This window comes from Erysipelothrix urinaevulpis, from assembly GCF_009828835.1.
Lineage (GTDB): Bacteria > Bacillota_I > Bacilli_A > Erysipelotrichales > Erysipelotrichaceae > Erysipelothrix > Erysipelothrix urinaevulpis.
Genome location: NZ_WTTB01000004.1, coordinates 104,980 through 127,519, shown reverse-complemented (window position 1 = coordinate 127,519; position 22,540 = coordinate 104,980). Strand labels below are relative to the sequence as shown.

Annotated in this window: 11 protein-coding genes; 7 read left to right on the top strand and 4 right to left on the bottom strand. The window is 33.1% G+C overall.

The features are described 5' to 3' along the window. Positions 1–66 precede the first annotated feature (66 nt). Together GVV10_RS05905 and GVV10_RS05900 are read left to right on the top strand one after the other, a co-directional pair. Positions 67–7,734: a Cna B-type domain-containing protein gene (locus GVV10_RS05905; RefSeq protein ID WP_201290007.1), complete on the top strand. Its 7,668-nt coding sequence runs from the start codon at positions 67–69 to the stop codon at positions 7,732–7,734. A gap of 215 nt (positions 7,735–7,949) precedes the next feature. Beyond that, positions 7,950–14,372, top strand: coding sequence for a SpaA isopeptide-forming pilin-related protein (locus tag GVV10_RS05900; RefSeq protein ID WP_159520597.1), 6,423 nt, complete (start codon positions 7,950–7,952; stop codon positions 14,370–14,372). 52 nt (positions 14,373–14,424) lie between these two features. Here GVV10_RS05900 and tpx read toward each other — a convergent pair whose 3' ends face one another. Both tpx and GVV10_RS05890 read right to left on the bottom strand, forming a co-directional pair. Further along, positions 14,425–14,913 carry a thiol peroxidase gene (tpx, locus tag GVV10_RS05895; protein ID WP_159520595.1) on the bottom strand — a complete coding sequence of 163 codons (489 nt, stop codon included), beginning with the start codon at positions 14,911–14,913 and terminating at the stop codon, positions 14,425–14,427. Between the two features lie 68 nt (positions 14,914–14,981). Continuing rightward, the gene (locus tag GVV10_RS05890) at positions 14,982–15,863 is read right to left on the bottom strand and encodes an ROK family protein (RefSeq protein ID WP_159520593.1); all 882 of its coding nucleotides are present in this window, start codon (positions 15,861–15,863) and stop codon (positions 14,982–14,984) included. Between the two features lie 156 nt (positions 15,864–16,019). Between GVV10_RS05890 and rlmD the strand changes: the two genes are divergently transcribed. The 5 genes from rlmD to GVV10_RS05865 all read left to right on the top strand — a co-directional run bounded on the left by rlmD (position 16,020) and on the right by GVV10_RS05865 (position 20,191). Beyond that, the gene (rlmD, locus tag GVV10_RS05885; protein WP_159520591.1) at positions 16,020–17,372 is read left to right on the top strand and encodes a 23S rRNA (uracil(1939)-C(5))-methyltransferase RlmD; all 1,353 of its coding nucleotides are present in this window, start codon (positions 16,020–16,022) and stop codon (positions 17,370–17,372) included. 150 nt (positions 17,373–17,522) lie between these two features. Next, positions 17,523–18,203, top strand: coding sequence for a RhuM family protein (gene rhuM, locus GVV10_RS05880; protein WP_201290006.1), 681 nt, complete (start codon positions 17,523–17,525; stop codon positions 18,201–18,203). Between the two features lie 71 nt (positions 18,204–18,274). Further along, positions 18,275–18,700 (top strand): N-acetyltransferase, encoded by a 426-nt coding sequence (locus tag GVV10_RS05875; protein ID WP_159520587.1) that lies wholly within the window; start codon positions 18,275–18,277, stop codon positions 18,698–18,700. After that, positions 18,685–19,758, top strand: coding sequence for a site-2 protease family protein (locus GVV10_RS05870; RefSeq protein WP_159520585.1), 1,074 nt, complete (start codon positions 18,685–18,687; stop codon positions 19,756–19,758). The genes GVV10_RS05875 and GVV10_RS05870 overlap by 16 nt, the downstream gene beginning before the upstream one ends. Further along, entirely contained in the window at positions 19,748–20,191 is a 444-nt protein-coding gene (locus GVV10_RS05865; protein WP_159520582.1) for an NUDIX domain-containing protein, read from the top strand. Before GVV10_RS05870 ends, GVV10_RS05865 begins: the two co-directional genes overlap by 11 nt. A gap of 15 nt (positions 20,192–20,206) precedes the next feature. On the opposite strand, the gene GVV10_RS05860 is transcribed toward GVV10_RS05865, so the two are convergent. Further along, positions 20,207–21,523, bottom strand: coding sequence for an MATE family efflux transporter (locus GVV10_RS05860; protein WP_201290005.1), 1,317 nt, complete (start codon positions 21,521–21,523; stop codon positions 20,207–20,209). Between the two features lie 75 nt (positions 21,524–21,598). Next, positions 21,599–22,447 carry an AraC family transcriptional regulator gene (locus GVV10_RS05855; protein WP_159520580.1) on the bottom strand — a complete coding sequence of 283 codons (849 nt, stop codon included), beginning with the start codon at positions 22,445–22,447 and terminating at the stop codon, positions 21,599–21,601. Positions 22,448–22,540 lie beyond the last annotated feature (93 nt).

The window sequence follows — 22,540 nt, the reverse complement described above, 5'->3', positions numbered from 1 at the left end:
TACCGCGGGTGTGGACTATACCACTATGCGTCGAAGATTATTGATGAGTTAGAGGAGGAAGACGCTGTGTCTTTTATTAGAAAAAACATGAAGAAAATTGGTATTTCTTTATTATCATTAACTATTTTAATAACAAGTATTAAGATGGATTTTATAACTGAAGCAAATACTAAAACTGCGAATGTTGAATTAACCACCGATGATACATTTGAGTCAAATGGTGGACAATACACTGCAGAACATATTTTTAGTCAATACAATGTATTTAGTTTTGGTGATGTCACCAGTATGCATATTAACGGTGCAATAATATCCCAAGAGGATCTTTTTAGTGTGTCGTCCATTGATATGAATAAGCTAACCTATACAAAGGGCGTTGGCGGTGTCGCTTTTTCAGACACAACAGGAGACTTTAAAACACTAAATTCAAGTTACATTAAAGGTTTAGTTGAAATGAAGTATTCTGTTAACCAACCCATTAATTTTTATGTTGGACTTGTTAATGATTTAAAGTACGAAAATTGGCGTTACACAATTAATGGTAAAAATGCGAATACAGAATCAAAGGCAATTTATGAAACTGATACCTATGTGGATTGGGATAAAGCATATTCCAATTTAAAAGCAGAATCAAAGAAAATGGCACAAGTTGCTGAATTTACTATATCTGAAGAAGATATAAAACAACGAGGCTTGGAAACATATGTTTTGGTTAAACCAGGACAACAAATTGTGATTCCAGAACATTTGCATGATCAAATTGATTATTTAATGTTTGAGAGTAAGAGCATATTTGATACTGAACTCACTATCATATCTTACTTAAAAGGTGGGCAAGTTAGAGAATTGCCAATTAAGTATGGTGCAAGTGAAGCGGGTCAACATCATAATAATATTGAAACGGGTTGGCATCCTGGTTCAGCGTTTGGTTCATACCCAAGTGCTCAAGGTATTAACATTATTAATAATTATCCTTATGCAACAACTATTGTAAACAATGGAAATAGTGGTGCTGCTTTTAGTACAGGTCAAATTCTAGCTTTAGATGCAACAATTTATAACACGGCAGGTAATATTAATGGTAACCAAATTGTAAAGAATATTTATACAACATCTGAAATTCATATGTGGCCTCTATCGGTTCCCATCACACTTCCTAAAACAGTTGATGTGAATGTATCGAAAACGTGGTTAGGAAAAATAGGTGAAGCTGTTACAGTAGAATTACTTGCTGATGGTCATGTAAAAGAAACGGTTGTTTTAAATGAAGAAAACCAATGGCAACACGAGTTTTCTAATTTAAAAGAAAAAAATCAACAAGGGAAAGTGATTGAATATTCTGTCAATGAAGTTGATTTAGACAAGTATCAAGGAGAAATTAAAAATCTTGGTAATCATCATTATGAAATCATCAATAAAAACTATGGTGAGACCGCATTAACAATCAATAAAAAGTGGCTTGGTTTTGTTGAAAATTTTGCTAAAGTAGATTTACTCGCCAATGGTGAAATTAAAGAAACAATTGAATTACGAGAAGAAAACAATTGGACTTATACTTTTGAAAAACTACCAGAGTATGATGATAAGGGAATAATAGAATACTCAATCAAGGAACACGACAGTGATAAATATAACGCAGTTATCAAAGAGACTCCAACAGGGTTTGACATTATTAATGATAACCGCGGAATCACCGATGTTTCGGTTAAAAAAACATGGCTTGGGCTTCAAGGTGAAGCTGTTAAAGTCAATTTACTAGCAGATAAAAAAATTATTGATACAGTCACTTTAGATGACACAAATCAATGGAACCATGTTTTTAAAAATCTTCCTAAGTTAACCAATGCAGGGAAAGCGATTGTCTACGAAGTCGAAGAACTTAATGCAGAAAAATACAATCCGCAAATTATACAATCAGGAAATTCCTTTGAAATTATTAACACAAATCTTGTAGATAGAGAAATTGAAATAACGAAAGAATGGATTGGAAAAGCTGAAGGACCTGTTATCGTTGAGCTTTTGGCGAATGGGAAGGTTTTAAAATCGGCTGAATTAAATCCGAATAATGAATGGCATCATGTATTTGATGGCTTGTATACATACGATGCAAAGGGTGAAGAAATAAAATATACTGTGAACGAAGTTGATGGGGAGCAATACAACTATCAAATTGAATCAACAGATACAGGATTTAAACTTATCAATACACACTTTGGTAAGACACATGTTGATATCACAAAGACATGGCGTGGTGAAATTGGTGAATTCGTTGAAGTTGAACTAATGGGGAATAATCAATTTGTAACAAAAACAGTCTTAAATAATACGAATAATTGGCATTATCGATTCGATGATTTACCACTTTACGACACAGCAGGGAATGAGATTATCTATACTGTAAATGAAGTAAATGGTGATTTATATGACGCAAAAATTGTTGAATTAGACAAAAATTCGTTTGAAATAATTAATACCAATCTTGGCGATAGAGATCTAACAGTGAATAAAAAATGGCGAGGACATGTTGAAGGTCCTGTTACGATCAAGTTATTTAAGAATGGAAATGGTTTGAAGGAGATAGAACTCAGTCACGATAATAATTGGACCCATACATTCAGTAATTTAGAAAAATTTAATCCAGATGGAACAGAAATAAAGTATACGATTGAAGAACTTGGTAGTGATCAATTTGAAAAAGTTGACATTCAACACGTGAATGGTCAGTTTACAATTACTAACACAAACCTGAAGGAAACATCAATAAATGTACAGAAAAAATGGATTGGTCAACAAGAAGATCATGTTGTCATTGAGTTATACAAAGATTCTAAAAAAATAGAAACGGTCCAACTTGATGAAAGTAATCATTGGATGCATGAGTTTAAAAACCAACCGGTCTATAATGATGATGGTTCAAAGATTTATTATGAAATTAAAGAAGTCAATGGGCACCTTTATGATGCGAAGATAAACGAACTTTCTGAAAATAATTATGAAGTCACGAACACTAATTTAGGCTTGACCAATGTTGAAGTCAAAAAAACATGGATTGGGAAAGCAATTGATGAAGTAGAAGTGAATTTAATGGCGAATGGTAGTCTAAAAGATACACATGTCTTAAATAGTTCAAACAATTGGTCAACGACGTTTGATGCACTCCATAAATATGATAACAATGGAACGCCTATTGAGTATACAATCACTGAAAGCAATGGTGAGTTATACGATGCTAAAATTAAAAAAATAAGTGACAATTCGTTTGAAGTGATCAATACAAATTTGGGAAGCAAAGACATTGTTATTAATAAATCATGGATTGGTAAAAAAGAAGAAGTGATCGTTCATTTATTAGCAAATGCTGAGTTAAGAGATAGCGTTAAGTTAAATGATAAGAATAATTGGACCCATACTTTTAGCAATCTTGATGAATATGATGCAATGGGACAGACCATTGACTATACTCTTGACGAAGAGAATGGTGACCAGTATAAAGTTGAAATCAATCAAGAGGGTAATACTTTTAACATAACAAATACAAACAAGGGAAAAACAAACGTTAGTATCAAGAAAACATGGCTTGGAAAAGCTGAAAAAGAAGTTCAAGCAACTTTGATGGCAAATGATGTCAAAGTTAATCAGGTTCTGTTAAATGATCAAAACAATTGGAGCCATGTATTTGAAAATTTAGAAAAGTATGATGATGACGGACATATCATTAACTATGCGGTTGAAGAAGTAAACGGTGATCAATACGATGCTCAAATTAATGAAATTAGTGAAAATGAATTTGAAATCATTAATACAAACACCGGCATAAAAACACTCTCAATCAGTAAGACTTGGATTGGAAAACAAGAAGACTTGGTCAAGGTTAACTTATTAGCTGACCATAAAGTAAATCAGACAGTGATCTTAAATGAGGAGAACGCTTGGTTCTATGAATTTGAAAATCTTCCGCTGTACAATCACGATGGTACTGAAATTGTTTACGCAATTGAAGAAGTCGATGGCGAAAAATATAATGTTGAAAATGTTCAACAAAGTACTAATCATATTGAACTGATTAATACAAACAAAGGTTCAACAAGTGTTGATGTGAAAAAAGAATGGATTGGTGCAAAAGCAGAACAAGTTGTTGTTGACTTACTTGCCAATGAGAAAGTCATTAAAACTGTATCTTTATCAGAAGAAAACGGTTGGAAGTATCACTTCGATAACTTGAGTCTTTATGATGATAATGGGCAGGAAATTAATTATTCAGTTGCAGAAAAAGATGCTGAACAATACTCGGGTTTGATTGAAGAGATTAAAGCCCATGAATTTGTTATTACAAACAAAAATTTAGGTGAACGCTCCCTCCACATTAACAAAGAATGGATTGGGAAACAGGAAGGACCTGTGGTTGTAAAACTCTATAAAAATGGTAATGGGATTAATGATGTTACATTAAGCCAAGACAATAATTGGTCCTTTACTTTTGAAAAACTTGAAAAATATAATCACGATGGGACCGAAGCAATTTATACGATTGAAGAAATGAATAGTGAACAATTTGATGTTGAGATTATTGAACAAGACAATGGTTATAAAATTATCAATACACATTTAGGAGATACATCTGTTGAAGTCGTCAAAAAATGGATTGGTGAAGCTGAAGAGTCAATAGATGTTGAACTATTAGCGAATGACCAAGTCATTGAAACAGTCGCTCTTAATGCTTCAAATCAATGGAAACATAAATTTGAACACTTAGATAAATATGACGTTCATGGTGAAACAATTACTTACACTGTTCATGAAGTGGATGGCAATCGATTCAATGCTGTTACATTGGAAACAAAACCGAATACCTTTGAGATAACCAACACTAATTTAGGCTTAACAAAAGTAGATGTTAAAAAGACATGGATTGGTAAAGCGGTGAACGAGGTAGAAATTGAGTTGTACGCGAACGAACAAATTCTTGACAAAGTGATTTTAAATGACCAAAACGACTGGTTCCACAGTTTTAATGATTTAGATAAATTCGATGCAGATGGAAATTTAATAAAATATACAGTGGATGAAGTAGATGGTAGTCGTTATGATTACACCATAAAAGAAATCGCTGCTCAATCATTTGAAATCATTAATACAAATACAGGCCAAACTCAAGTAGACGTTAAGAAAGTATGGAATGGTAAAGCTGAAGAGGTTGAAATCAATTTATTAGGGAATGAAACACTTCTTGAAACAGTGAATCTTAACGATATGAATGAATGGAAACATTCATTTACGAACCTACCAAAATATGATGCGGCTGGAAAAGAAATTACGTATACTGTCAAAGAAACTAATGGAGATTTATTCAATGCGAAGATAGAAACAATTGCTCACAACTCTTATGAAATCACTAACACAAATCTTGGTAAAACCAAGGTAACTGTTGATAAACTTTGGAAAGGGAAAGCAGAAGAATCAGTAACCATCGAACTCTATGCAGATGATAACTTAATTCAAAGTATGAAATTATCAGAAGAAAATCAATGGACACATACCTTTGAAAATCTAGAAAAGTATACTAGACTTGGTGAAAAGATAGAGTACACCATTAAGGAAGTGGATGCAGAGAAGTACAATGCAAGTATTAAAGAACTTGCACCTGACCATTTCCAAGTTGAAAACACTAATTTAGGAAAAACTCAGGTAGATGTTAAGAAAACATGGATTGGGAAAGCAGAAAATGATGTTGAAATTACTTTGCTGGCAGATCTTCAAGAAATTTCGACCATAACACTCAGCCCAGATAATGATTGGAAGTATACATTCATTGATTTGGATAAATATCATCAAGACGGACGTGAAATCGTTTACTCTGTTAAAGAGCTAAATGATCAAGACTTTGATGCAGAAATCAAGGAATTAAATGTTAATTCTTTTGAAATTATTAATACAAATCTAGGAACAACATCAAGAAAAGTTGAAAAAGACTGGATTGGTAAAATTACGGGACCAATTACTGTGGAACTTTATAAAGACAATGTCAAATATAAAGAAGTTTCATTAGGAAAAGACAATGTTTGGTCTTATGTTTTCAAAAACTTAGACGTCTACAATAAAGATGGCAGTCATATCCGTTATGAGATTAAAGAAGTGTTTGATGCAACCTTTGATGTTTCAAGTAAAGTTGTTGGTGACACCACAAAAATTACCAACAAGAACCTAGGAGAGACTGAGGTTAACGTCACCAAACGATGGATTGGTAAAAAAGAGTCCGCGGTCATTATTAATTTGTTGGCCAATGGGGATATTGTTGACACAGTTGAACTCAATCAAAGTAATTCATGGAGTCATGGGTTTAAACAATTAGATAAATACGATAAGCATGGTCATGAAATTATCTATACCGTGGATGAAGTCAATGGCAAAAACTTTGATTATGAGGTTGTTGAAACAGCAAAGAATTCATATGAAATAACAAATAAGAACCTTCAAGAAACTTCCGTTAACGTGAAAAAAATATGGAATGGTAAAATTGAGGAATTTGTAGAGATTAATTTATTTGCCGATGATTTACTCATTGATACAATTAAATTGAATGATGAAAATGCATGGCATCATGAATTCAATAAACTCGATAAATATGATACCGATGGTCATGAAATTGACTATACAGTTCAAGAAGTAAATGGTGATTTGTACAATGCCACGGTCACTCAAGTATCATTGAATAACTATGAAATAACTAATCACAATCTTCAGGAAACAGATGTTTCAATTACGAAGGAATGGATTGGGAAAAAAGAAGAAGCAACAGTTTACTTGTATGCGGATGAAAAATTGGTGGATCAAGTAAGCTTGAATGCAGAGACAGGCTGGACCTATACATTTGAAAATTTACAAAAGTATACAAAAACAGGTCAAGAAATTAAGTACTCAGTTCAAGAACAAGATGCGATGAAATATGATGCAACAATCGAAGAAATAAGTAAGAATGATTTTGTTATTACGAATACAAACTTAGGGCAAACAGAAGTTAGTGTAAAGAAACAATGGATTGGTAAAGCAAACAATGAGGTCGTCATTCATCTTTTAGCAAATGGAACAAAGATAGAGACGGTCACATTGAGTGATGACAATTCATGGTTGCATAAATTTGAGGGGCTTGATCGATATGAAAGTAATGGTCAAGAGATAAGCTATACAATAGAAGAAATAGATGCAGAATTATTTAATGCAGAGATTATTGAAAACGAAAAAAATAGTTTTGAGATTATTAATAAAAATCATGGCAATCGTTCAATTGAAATTACAAAAACATGGCAAGGAACCCAACTTGAAAGTGTGGAAGTTGATATCCTCGCGAATGGTAAATGGATCGATACAGTTACCTTGACGAATGAAGGAAATTGGACTTATACACTTGATGATTTAAATGATTATGATGAGAATGGTGTTGTCATAGACTATACAATTGTTGAAAAATATTATGACAATTATGATGTCATATTGTCCGGAGATGCAGATGAAGGATTTGTACTTCATAATATTGAAATAACACCTGCAAAACCAGACAAACCAAAAGAAGTTTCACCCGAATCGAAAGAACCAGAAAAACCTAGCGATAGTGATGTATTAGCAGCCGAAAAAGAACCAACTCTTCCAAGAACTGGAATGGGTTTCTCGACACAAATATATCTTGGTGGAATACTTTCAATGATTGGATTAATTATCAAGAGAAAAAGTAAAAAGTAGTGAGAATTAGAAGCATTGATCGAATGATTAATGCTTTTTCTTTTGAGAAATTGTGATTATGATGAAACATTATTTCCTGAAAAACATGACCATAGAGTAATAGATTATCAAAAATTACTAAAAGTAGGAAAAAGATGATAGTCGATAAAGATGATTTTAAAAAAATAAAGTGATATAGTATTGAATGCGAAAGAGTTAGAAGAAGGAGAATATTGATGAAGAAAAAGAATGTGCTAACTATAGCACTTGTTTTTATGTTGCTTATTGGGCAAATGAGCGTTTATGCTGATGTCGAAGCCCCAAGCACAACCGATATCAACGCTTTATCCCCAGATATAGAGAAAGAAGACTCTGTTAAGGAAGAACATAACAATGAAAACAATCAAAAAATAGAAGAAACATTAAGTGAGGAAGCAATTCAAGAAGAAGAAATTGTTACAGAAACTGAATTAAATCTTCGTGATCCCGAAAATATCCTTCAGGACAATCAAGACAATGTAAAGTTTTCAAATTTTAAATTATTGATTGATGGTAAAGAACTTGAAGATGGAACAGTTTTAACACCAGGATCATTTAAAAATAAAAAAATAAATTACATCGTTGATTGGGCGATTAATCCAGATTTAGTTTTAGTGACTGGAGATTTTTTTACGTTTAAACTCCCAGATGTTATTGACATTAAGTCAGTGAATCAAGATGGACCACTTCAGAACGTCATGTTGGATGGTGAAATAATTGGCCAATATTTAGTTGAGAATGGTCAGTTGATGTTTAAATTAAAAAGTAGTGACCTTTTTAATGATGTTGAAGGACACATTAATTTAGAGTTTGAACTGAAAGAAGAGTTATTTGAAGAAAAACAAACAATTGAAATAAAAAATCCATTTACTTTAGAGGATTATGTCTCAGTTGTAATTGATGAAGAACGTGTCGCAAATAATAACTCAAAAACAAGTCAAGTTAAGGACAAAGAATTTGTCGAATGGACTATTAATGTCAACCGTAATGGTGATAAATTAGAAAATATTGTGGTTGAAGATAGCATTGATCCTGCTTTAACAATTTTACCAGATGGTGTTGAGGTTTATAAATTGATTTATAACCCACGTGGAGAAATTGTTGAGACACTTGTAGTCAACGAAGGCATTATGATTGATGGTCAAGATGTTAAGGTTGACTTAGGTACGATTAATGAGGCCTATAAAATAATTGTTAAAACGAAATATAATAAAGAAATTCCACTAACCGGAAATGAGAAAAATCCTGAAGTTATTCATAATCATGCAGTGATTAAAAACAGTGAAACAGACGAACAAGTTCAACGTGTATCGGCTCAAGCTCAGTTAAGATTCGCTCCAATTGCTCATAAATCGTCATTAGGATACGATATGGCTAACCGTGAAATGACATGGAAAATTGTTTATAATTCTGACAAACGTCTCATAAAAAACCCATCATTAACTGATGTTTTTAATGGCGATGTTATGAATTTTATCGATGAAAGTTTAGAAATTAAAATTGGCGGTAAAAAGATTGAGAACCCACAACAATATTTAACCCAGAATAAAGAGGGTGGTTTTGATTTTAATTATGGAGAAATCAAAGATGTTGTTGAAATTACTTATAAAACAAAAATTAAAGACACCATCATTAATCCAAATCCTAATGATTTCATGAACGTGATTGAATTAGATGGTACTCAAATCGGGGGTGCCAAACCTGGAATAAATAATGGTTTTATCGTTAAACGAGCTGGCCGTGTTGATTATAAAAATCAAAGAATTCCATGGACAATTACGATTAACCAAAGTTATCAAATGATGGAAAATATTTTAATTACGGACACATTAGCTTCTTTAGGTCATGATATTGACTTAAATTCAATCGAAGTTACAAAGATTACGAAAGATAATCGTGGTATTCGACCGGAAAAAATTGAACGTGTTGAAGCATCTGAATACATTTTAAAAGAAACTGATGCTGGTTTTACCCTTGAAATGAATGAATCAAGTGATAGTCAATTCTTTATCTCGTTTTATTCAACATTTGATACGAGCTTGATTGATACAGAAGATACAAACAATGCTAATGATTATAAACTTGATAAAAAAGCGATCAATAAAGCTGATTTATATTTTGAAAATAGCGATTTGCCTGATGGTCATTACAAAGGATCATCGACAGCTGAGCAAACGATTTCTGATTACTCATTAAAAGATGGGGCGAAATTTGGACGCTATAATGCTGAGACAAAAGAAATTACATGGTATTTATTCATTAATGCCAATAAATTAACAGAAAGTACTAAAGTATATGACGTTTTATCAGGTAATCAAGACTTTATGTTACCGTTAATTTTTGAATATGCTAAATTTGATTATGATCAAAATGCGAACTTAAATCCGTTAGCCTTTGAGCGTTTAGCTTACACGTCGGCGGATAAAATCATTTCAGACAAAGAATTAGTAAATGAAAAAGAGTTCAAGATTACTGTTGATCATGGATTAGAAGAGAGTATTGTACTAAAATACAAGGCAAATTTAAATGATAAATTAATCACCGGTGATTACATTAACAAAGCAATTTTGGTGAATGATAAAGGTAACTCAACCGTGGTCCAAGAAGAAGTCTTGGTTCCAAATAGTGGTAATCATTTGAGTAAATCTCAAGTAACAGGTGGTCTTGCTCCATTCTTAAATTGGGAAATGCGTATTAATGCTTCTCAGTCTGTTTTAGAAAATATTAAAGTCATTGATCAAGTGGATATGAATCAAAGTTATGTCAGAGATTCACTTAAAGTGTATGACAGTAACGTATTTTCAAATGGTGCGCTTGAAAAAGGGAAAGCCCTTCAAGAAGGAACAGATTATAGTGTTGTGTTTACCACAGATACTGAAGGAAATGAGTCCTTTACACTTGAATTGCATCCTGATGGGAAAACAAGAGTCGAAAGAGCCTATTTCGTTTCTTATCAAGTCATGTATTCAGCTCCTGAAAATCTACAAGGTCATTCATTCAATGTAAAAAATGATGTTAAAATGGAAGCAGATACAGTTGACAGTGAAGACATTACTGTTACGGATAGCGTGACAAGTAGTAATTTGAGTTCTGCTGGTGCAGCGACTGCAAAGAATGCCCAAGTGAGCTTTCAGAAAGTAAGTGAGAACGGGAATGCCCTTGAAGGTGTTAAGTTTGAATTTTACTATCTGGTAGGTGGGAAAGAAGTCTTTGTCACTGAATTAACATCCGATAGTCAAGGGATGGTTAAAGCGGACAAAATGCGTGCAGGTCGTTATTTAATTAAAGAAATTTCAACCGTTGATGGTCATGTAATTTCTGAAAAAGTCTTCGAAGAACCAGTTGCTGATCATAATGGCTACATTACGATTAAAACAAACAGTGAAAATGATCTTGGTCATGTTGAAAACAAATTTAGAAAAATCAACATCAAAAAAGAATCATCGAGTCAAGGAGAGCTAAATGGTGCTCAATTTGAACTTTTTTCAAAACTTGATGATGGAACATGGAAGCTAATCGAGACATCCAATGTCACAGGCGCTGATGGTCTTGCTACCTTCAATAATCATTCACAAGGAATCTTACCTGGCTTTTATAAGGTTAAAGAAATCAAAGCGAGTGAAAATCATATTTTAAATACAAGTGAACTAGAATTTGTCATTTCTGATACTGATCAGGTGACAGAAAGTTTTACTTATTCTTTTGAAAACCATCAAGGATTTGTAGAATTAATTAAAGTTGATGGTGAAGATTCAACGAAGTTCTTGGAAAATGCTAAGTTTAACTTATACCACAATGAGCACTTAGTGGGAACTTACACAACGAATGTTGAAGGTAAAATAAATGTTGATAACTTAGCACCTGGTGATTATTACTTCCAAGAAGTAAAGGCACCTGATTCATACTTAATCAACAATGAAAAAATTACATTTACCATTGAAAATGAATCTGATAAAAAAGTTGTGAAAGAAGTTGAAGCTACAAACTACCAAGCATCCATAGAGTTTTCTAAAAAGGATGAGAAAAACAATGGTTTAAGCAATGTTAGATTTGAATTAGTGGATGAAGATCAAAATGTGATTCAATCCACAACAAGTAATTCAGAAGGATATGTACAATTTAAAAATGTTAATGAAGGTCAATATACAATTAAAGAGGTTAGTGCTTTAGATGGCTATGTCTTAAACAGTACATTGATTGATGTCGTTGTACCAAAATCAACGAATCAAAGCCTTAAAAAAACCCTTGATGATTTCATCAACTATAAAGCACAAATTAAGTTTATTAAAATTGATGAAGCAGGTCGTCCACTTGCCAATTCAGAATTTGAACTTAGAAATGAAAACAATGAGCTAGTAGCTGTTGCGACATCCGATGCAAAAGGGCAAGTTATTTTTAAAGAACTGAGTCCTGGACACTATCAAATCAGCGAAACAAAGTCTGATGAGAATCATTTAATTAACTTAGATAAAATCAATGTTGTTGTACCCAAAGAATTTGAAGGGCAACCTATTATCGATCTTAAAGATTTTGTGAACTATCAAGCAAGCATTGAATTCATGAAAGTGAATGAAGAGCAAAAAGCATTAGCAAACAGTGTCTTTGAACTTATTGATGAACAAGGTGATTCAGTTAAAACAGCAACATCTGATGAAAATGGTAAGGTCTTGTTTGAGAATATTAAACCTGGATCTTATGAAATTCAAGAAGTGAAAGCAAGTGATGGCTACTTAATCAATACAGAAACCGTCAAGGTCAGTGTTCCTAAAGAATTTTCTGGAAAAATTACACTGAATGAAAATGACTTTATAAACTATCAAGCCAAGATTGGCTTTAACAAGAAATCTGCTTCAGGAAATCCACTTAAAGATGTTGTCTTTGGTTTATACAATCAACAAGATGAATTGCTTGATACTTTAACATCCAATGAAGCAGGACGGGTTGAGGTTGATGGCTTAAAACCTGGTTCATATTCAATTAAAGAGTTAGAAACAGTTTCAGGCTATATCTTAAATTCAAATGAAATTAGTTTTGAAATCCCAGAGTCTTTCTCAGGGAAACTTATCAAAGAACTTGATGATGTCATTAATTACAAGGCTCAAATAGAATTTACGAAGAAAAATAGTCAAGGCGAAGTATTGAGTGATAATAAATTTGCATTGATTGATGCTACAGGTGACATTGTTACTGAATCAATCAGTGATGTTAATGGTTTAGTAACATTCAAGAATGTAGAACCAGGTCTTTATACGATTAAAGAACTTGAAGCAAGTGTTGATTACCTCCTCAACGAAACTGTTGTCAGTGTGGAAGTCCCATCAACATTCAATGGAAATCCAATCATTAAAATTGCTGATTTCATTAATCACAAAGCAAATGTTCAATTTAATAAAGTAAATGAAGCAGGAACGGCAATCGCTGGCTCGATCTTCGAACTTAAAGATTCAGAAGGAAACCTACTTCAAACGAGTGAATCTGATGAGAATGGCTTGGTCCAGTTTACTGAATTAAGTCCAGGTGATTATGAAGTAACTGAAGTAAAAACACCAAGTGAATACTTATTAAATCGTCATAAAGTTTTATTTACAGTTCCTGAAAAAAATGAAGGAAAAGCAAGTATTAAACTGGATGACTTCATTAACTATCAAGCAAGTATTGAATTTAATAAAGTTAATGAAAATAAAGAAATATTAGCGGAAAGTACATTTGTATTAATAAATCAATCCCAGGAAATTGTACGTGAAGCAGTTTCTGATGAAACTGGAAAAGTTTTATTCAATAATGTTGCTCCTGGACATTACACAATCAAGGAAACTCATGCAAGTCATGGTTATTTAGTGAATGAAGAAGTCATTGAGGTGGATGTCCCTACTGAACATGAAGGTAAATTAACCCTAAGTCTTTCTGACTTTATGAACTACACGGCAATGGTTCAGTTTAATAAAGTTGATCAAAATGGTAATGGCTTAAATGGTGTTGTCTTTGGTTTATATGATGCTCAAGGCACATTGTTAACTCAAGTCGAATCCGATGAACAAGGACTTGTTAAAGTCGACGGTTTAGCACCTGGAAGCTATGTATTTAAAGAACTCCAAGCTAAAGAAGGTTATATTCTTAACAGTCAAGAAATACCGTTTGAAGTTACAGATCGAAACCTTGGAAAATTAGAAATTGAACTTGAAGATTTTGTAAACTATCAAGGGTCAGTTCACATTAAAAAGGTTGATGAAAACGGTGAATTAATTACGGACTATGTCACAGAATTTAATTTACTCGATCGTGATAAGAAGATAATTACCGAAAATCTAGTCACAATAGAGGGCGTATTGCATCTTGAAAATTTAGCCCCTGGACATTACTTCCTACAAGAAGTAAAAGCACCAGAAGGGTTTGAACTTTCAACAGAATTCCTTGAATTTGAAATTCAAGAATCGTTTGAAGGAGTCTATGAAGCAGAAACCCTTGAATTTGTTAACCATTCAATTGAAGAAGCACTAGGAGCAGGTAAAACTCCATCATTACCAAGCACAGGTTTAGGTAATACAACATTGTATATCAGTCTTGCTTTAACAATGATTGGAATGATTCTTCTTGTTGTTTCAAAGTTAAAAAAAGATTAAAAAATACGAAAAAAAAGATTGTTTACATTTTAATGTAAGCAATCTTTTTTGATTATAAACTATTGGCTGCCTTAATGGCTTGTTCGTAATCAGGATCTTGAGCCATATCAGGAACAATTTCGCTATATGTAATGATTCCATCTTTGTTAACAACGAAAATCGAACGTGCTAAGACTTCAAATTCAGGCATCCATAAGCCAAATCCTTCTTGGAATGTTGTATCTTGAGCTGATAACATTTGAACATCTAAACCACTGGTAGCACACCACTCATTTAAAGCATCCAAACTATTATTTGATACGTTGAGAATTTCACAGTTTTCTACCGAACTTGCAAGTTCGAAAAATTGTCGTGTTTGACGATCACATACGGAAGTGTTGATATCAGGATATACAGAAATTAAGAGGTTTTTACCTTCAAAATCTTTCTCACTCACCTTTGTTCCTTCGCGGTTGACAAGGTTAAATGGTTTAATTTTGTCACCGACAGTTAACTGAATCCCATCGATTGTAGTTGGTACACCTTTTCTAGCAATTTGCATAATAAAAAATCACTCCTTTTCCTATTCATTATAAGGAGTGATTTGATTTAATACTACTAATGTGATTTTTATACCTCAGTAAAAATTGTACTTGCAGCACCTAAAATCATGGCATCGCTTAGAAGGTTAGATCGTAAGATTTTGACCTCTTTATTCGCTTCAAGTGTAAATTGTAACGAGCGTGTTCTTATGTCATCCATAAAAGGCTCTAAAGAACCAACAACACCACCGCTCAGGACAACAGCATCCGGTGCAAATGTGTTAGCAATATTAGCGACTGCTATTGCTAAGTAATCTAAAAACTCATCAACAACCTGTTTAGAATATTCATCGTCTTGCTTGAAAATGATTTGTCCCTTTTTCTCTTCACCACTTAATTCCAGATATCTTTTTTCAATGGCTGTTCCTGATAAATAAGTTTCAAGACAACCCTGACTTCCACACGGGCACTCTTTACCGAAAGGAACAAGCACAGCATGTCCCATTTCACCTGCTGATCCATTTGTTCCACGGTATAATTTACCATTGTTAATAATAGCGCCACCAACACCTGTACCAAGTGCTAATGAGATCATATTAGGATAACTATAACCATAAATCATTTCACCAAGACTCATCGCTTGAACATCATTTACAATTTGAGCAGGAAGGTTAAAACGAGTTTCTAACTCAGTTTTTAAATTAATCCCTTTCCAATCTTTAAAGTTAGCAGTACACGAACGAATAACACCTTCATTATCAATCTGACCTGCTGTACCAACACCAATACCCATGATGTTTTCATCCAAAAGATTTTCTATTTCAATCGACAAGCGCTCTATGATATCAGCGCCACCATTTTTAGCTTCTGTAGGAATCTGAACTTTCTTAATAATTCCATCATTTTCCCCAATATAAGCAATCTGCATTCCGGTACCACCAATATCCACACCAATTGCATATTTCTGCATTAACAATTCACCCCTTTTAACTTTCTAATGCATTCTATGTTAGTATTATACCGTATATAAAAGATAATATTTTAAAAAGAAGCAAAAATGTTAAAGAAGTACTAAAAAGAACCTAATTTTTAGTATAATAGTACGTATAGATAGGCGGAAATCACAATGTTACAAAAAAATGAGCAAATAGAATTAGAAATAATAGATCTTAGTGATCAAGGATTTGGTGTTGCTAAGGTGGATGGTTTTACAGTTTTTGTTGAATCAGCATTACCAAATGAAAGAGTAATTGCAAAGATTATAAACGTCCAAAAACGCTTTGCAATCGCAATTCTTGTTGAAGTATTAAAACAATCCGATGATCGTATCGATATTTTAGATAAAAAAGCAACGATTACAGGCACAATGCCCCTTCAACATATGACCTATCAAGCGCAACTTAAGTTTAAAGAAAAAACAGTAAAAGATCTCATCACGACGAACATAGTCGATGACAAGATTGAGTTTTTACCAATTATTGGTATGAAAAATCCATGGAACTACCGAAATAAAGGACAAATTCCAGTTCGAGAAGTGAATGGCGTTTTAGAGACTGGTTTTTTTAGAAGACGAAGTCATCAATTGATCCCAATTGAAGAATTTTATATTCAAGACAAACGGATTGACAAGACCGTGCTCCTTGTTCGTGATTTGTTAAGAAAATATAATATATCAGCGTATGATGAAACGTTTCATGAGGGAATAATACGAAATATTGTTGTGAGACAAGCCCAACATACCGATGAGCAAATGATTATTTTAGTCACGAATACAACAGATCGCTTAAATCAAGATTTTATTAACGAGCTCATTGATACAATTCCCAATTTGGTAAGCCTAGTGCAAAATATCAACACTAAACAAACAAATGTAATTTTAGGAACAAAAAAACGAGTTCTTTTTGGCGATGATACCTACCAAGATAAGATACTTGATTTAACGTTTAAAATATCAAGTCAATCTTTTTTCCAAGTGAACAGTGACCAAACAGAAGTTCTATATCAAACTGCACTTGAGTTTGCTGAACTTAAAGAAGAGGATGTCGTTGTGGATGCCTATTCAGGAATAGGAACCATTAGCTTAATGATGGCTAAACAAGCAAGGCATGTCTATGGTGTTGAAATAGTAGAAGATGCTGTCAAGATGGCCAAGGAAAATGCTCGCCTGAATAAGATTAATAATGTCAGTTTTGTAGCAGATAAAGCTGAGAATTTTATGAAAGAATATATTAAAACACAAGCCATGGATGTCTTAATGGTTGATCCCCCACGTAAAGGATTACATCCATCATTTATTGAAGCAGTTTTAGAAACTGAACCAGAGCGAATTGTCTATGTGAGTTGTAACCCTAAAAGCTTAGCCAATGATCTAAAACAACTGAGTGAAAAGTATGATGTCGTTAAGGTTCAAGCTGTCGATATGTTTCCACATACACTGCATGTGGAAACAGTGGTGTTGTTACAACAAAAAGCTCATTGAGTAAGCAAAAATTAAGCTAGAAAAGAGAAAGAGTTTGTCCTAAATAATAGGGAATATTCAAATGCATTCATGTAAAAATATATTTATTTAGAAAGGAATTGAACGATGAAAAGTAAGACGATACAAATACGCAATAGTACTGTAGATTTTATGGTTTTCACCAAAGATGCAGGAAGTGACTCCATAGAAGTGCGTGTACAAGATGGTAATGTCTGGTTAACCCAAAAATCCATATCTATGTTATTTGATGTGGATAGAACTGTAGTGTCAAAGCATTTAAAAAACATATTTGAAACAGATGAACTAGAAGAAGATTCAGTATGTGCAAAATTTGCACATACTGCGGATGATGGTAAAACTTATCAATATAAATTCTATTCTTTATCAGCCATAATTGCCGTTGGTTATCGTACAAATTCTGAAAGAGCATTACAGTTTAGGCAGTGGGCAACTAAAGTTTTAAATACTTTTACAAAGCAAGGATATATTTTAGATAAAAACAGATTAATTAATGGACAAATTTTCGATGAAGATTATTTTGAACATTTAATTGCTGAAATTCAAGAAATAAGAGCCAGTGAAAGACGCTTTTATCAAAAGATTACGGATATTTATGCAACGGCTGTCGACTATTCAAAAGATAGTAAAACAACTAAAGATTTCTTCGCGACGGTACAGAATAAAATGCATTATGCAATTCATGGTTACACCGCTGCAGAACTTATTGAACAAAGAGCTGATTCAAGTAAAGATAATATGGGATTGCTTACTTGGAAAGGTGACAAAGATGATTTTGATAAGTATCTAGAAGGTTCAAAAATTATTAACTAAATCCTAGGATTTACAATTTACATTGAGAAAGAAACGGAGTATATAATGACTAAGGAACTCAAGGTTAGATTATGATAAGAAAATTTAGAGAACGTGATTTAGAAAAAATCATGAAAATTTGGTTAGATGGTAATATAGAAGCCCATAATTTTGTGAATGAGTCTTATTGGAAAGAAAACTATTCAAGGGTTAAAGAAGCACTCATTCAAGCAGAGCTTTACGTCTATGAAAATGATCATGAGATACTTGGTTTTATAGGACTTGTCAATGAATACATTGCCGGTCTTTTTGTCAGCAGCAAGGCTCAAAATAAAGGGATTGGTTACCAATTAATTGACTATGTCAAACGTAAGCGTGATTGTTTAAGCTTAGATGTGTATAAAAATAATAACTTAGCTGTTGAGTTTTATGATAGACAAGGGTTTATGGTGATCAACGAATCTCTTGATAAGGAAAATAACGAAGTGGAGATGACAATGCAATGGCAAAGAAAATAAAAGATAAACGTAAATTGGTTCCGATAGTTATTGGCGTCATGATTGGGATTGGCTTATCTGTGCTTACGCCAATTATGGATGTCGATATTGACACTATGATAGATACAATCATCGATACAATAATCAATAATGTTGGGCTGGTTTTTTCAGCGCTTTTACTAACTGTCTGGATTCATGAAATGGGTCATCTAGTGATGGGCTTACTTAATGGCTATGAATTTATTGGTTTTGGGATCTTGATTTGGACACTCTTTAAAGATGAGTTTGGTAATTTTAGCATTAGAATAATGCCGATTAAGGGTTTATTGGGGCATTGCAGGATGATCCATGAGGAAAGGGATAATCCTCCGCTATTTCAATTTTTATTTGGTGGTGTTTTATTTAACATAATTACGAGTGTTGTTATGACAGGTATAATTATATTTCACAAAGGTACACCCTTTCTTTATATCATGTTGTTTATCAATCTATTGTTAGTCTATACCAATTGGTTTTCCAATGAACAGAGTAATTTAGATGGCGCACGGTATCGTGCCATGAAGCACAGTTTAAAGCATCGACAGTTGTTCTATGAACTATCAAGGCTGGAATTATGGATACTCAGAGGGCATTCTTTGAGCTCCTATGATATGAGTAAGATAGATCAATTTGATTTGGAACCTGAAGATTTCTTACAGGTTACGGCAAGTGCATATCTAAGTTTGCATGATGCAATGAATAAAAATTATGAACAGGCTTATTTACGTCACCTTGGTATGTATTATCGCTTAGAAAGTGATGAAAAACTTTTGATCAATCTCTTAGAATCAAATCATCTTTTTATGCTCTTCATAGGAAATCAACCATTGCCTGAAAGAAAGAAGAAACGTGGAAGAAAAATTACAGCACTTGATTTAATCTATGAATACGATGAAAACGGATTTGTCGAACCAGAAAACTTCGCTAAGTTTGTTATGCATGCTCAAAATAAACACCAAGTTGGTTTTGTAGACGATAATATAAAGATGTTTCATTCATTATTTTTTGATGAAGGTGAAGATGTAAAAAGTGTACAATGATGTTGATAGGGTATATCCAGCTATTGCTGTCGCAATCTTTAACGAGAACCATGAGATTCTACTGCAAAAAAGAAAAGATTTAAACCAATGGGGATTAATTTCCGGACATATTGAGATTGGCGAGACGGTTAAGGAAGCTGTCATTCGTGAGGTAAAGGAAGAAACAGGGCTTATCGTAAACATTACGAGAATGATTGGTGTGTATTCAGACCCAACCAGCCAAATTATTCATTACCCAAATGGAAAAACGACCCATTTTATAACAAATTATTTTGAAGCTGAAATTATCGGGGGTAAATTAAGAATTGATGAATCAGAAAGTGTAGACATCCGATTTTTTAAACCAAATGAACTCCCTGATAATCTTTTGACGATGGATCCATCTTGGTTAGAAGATGCTCTTGATAAAAAAGGTTGTGGGGTTTTTAGATGACTAAAGAAGTATCAGTTAAAAGCTGATACTTCTTTTATCGTTATTTAAGTAATAGATTACGATGATGCTTGTTAAAAACTCAGTGACTAACGGAACAAGCCAAATACCGTTCATTTGGAAAAGTCTAGGGAGAATTAAGATAGCCAAAAGTAAAAATCCTAAACCTCTTGCAAATGAAATGATTGCTGATTCTTTCGCTTTACCAATCGATGTAAAATAGAAAGAAGCAAGAGTATTAAGGCCAGCAAAGATAAACGACAAGACAAATAATTTCAAACCAGGTCGAATCAAATTCACAATTTCTTGGTTATTTACGAAAAATGTTGCATAGCTTTGATTAAAAATATAAACGATAAGAATCATAATAAAAGCAACAAGCGAAACAAACTGTGTTGTCTTTTTTCGGATTTTCATACTTAACTCTTTTTCATTTGCCCCAAATGAAAAGCTGATAAGCGGACTGGCTCCTTGACCAAAACCAATGACAATCATATTAAATATATAGGATAGATAACCAACGACAGTGAAAGCTGCGATCCCTTGTACTCCTTCCAAGTTCATGATTGAAACGTTAAATGCAAGCATAGAAATAACCATTGACATTTGTCCAATAAACTCTGAAGCACCATTTAAGAGTGTCTCTCTTAATATAGAGCGATCAAATACGGTTTTCTTAAACTTGAAAATAGTTGACAGTTTTAGGATATAGTAAATAAGTAAGATCATTCCAAAGGACAAAGAGATAATCGAAGCATAGGCAACCCCTTTTATACCCAATTCTAATTTTAGTGTAAAAATGTAGTCTAGAATTATATTAATTAATAGCATAAATGCATTGACGAACATGATGAATTGCGGCTTACCTTCTGCTCGAATAAACATCCCAAAACCAGTGATAAGAATGATCATAGGGTAGGCCAGCAACATGAGTAGATAATAGTCTTTAAAATAACCTTGTAATGTAGGATTGAGAAAACGCGTGATTACTGGTAGAAATATGAAAAATAATAAACTAACGAATATTGAACTAAGCAAAGCAGTTACAAAGGTTTGATTGAAAACTTGATTGCTTTTTTCAATATTGTTCGCCCCTAAATAGCGCCCTGCAATTGCGATACCTCCAACAGAAATCATTAAACCAACTCCGAGATATAAATATAAAATTGGTAGTCCCATATTGATGGCTGCAAGTGCATCTTCGCTCACATAGTTGCCAATAAAGTAACCATCAACTAATGATACGGAGGATGTAAGAAGCATAGCGATGATTGATGGTATAGAATACACTAAGATTGTTTTACTTAACTTGTTTTGAAGATCGTGACTATTCAAAATAAAAACCCCTTTCTTTTAATCTGTAATGATATTACATCTTTAAGTTTATGGGGTTTAGGATAAAAAAACTTATCAAAACGTGCTCTTTGAAATAGGAATGCATAGATCAAATTTAATGGTCATCGCTTTAGAATTATGAGCTCGATAAATATCAAAACCATAGCGGTTATCCAAATAATAACCACTTTTAGGGAGCCAAACTCTAAACAGACCTTGAAAAGATAGATACATTTGATCAATAGGACCATCATAATGAAGGACTGCATACAGTCCTCCAGGAATAATTTGGCTGTCCTCATGGTCTAGATTCATGGGGATACTCATACATATATCATACATACATTTTTGCTTATTGGTGACTGTTGGGTCATCATAAGTTCTTTCAATTAGAAGCGAATCACTACTTAAATACTCTTTGTAGGTATCTGTAAAAATTTTCCATTTAGATTTTATATCTTGATATGAACCAAAGTAACGATGGTATAAAACCTTTGTGTCAGGAAATTCTTTGATCTCGATTAAATTATTGTAGTCATCGTAGGAATATAACGAGTGGATTGTTCCTCTATTATAGGGAGATTTCACGGTGTAATCGAGTGTTTTTTGTCTAAAACTAGAGGGTGTTTGCTCCATAAGATTCTTGAAAATTTTACTGTAGTTTCCAGGGCTATAACCAAAATCATAACCAATATGTGTCAATGATTTGTGAGGGTCAATTTTAATTTGCAATGTACTCTTCTCTATTTTTAAGCGTCGAATAAAGGCATAAACACTCTCGCCAGTAGATTTTTTAAATAAACGATTGTAGTGATACTTGGAGATATTGCAGTAGTTTGCAACATCATCGACTGACAAATCGTGATATAAATTGTTTAGAATATAGTTCAATCCTTTATTAACATGTTGATTATCGATTCTCATGACATCCCCCTTTTTCTTGATTATGCCACGATAAAAAAAGTGATGCAAGAACTTATAATGTTAATCATTGTTAACATACATCATAAACAGCTA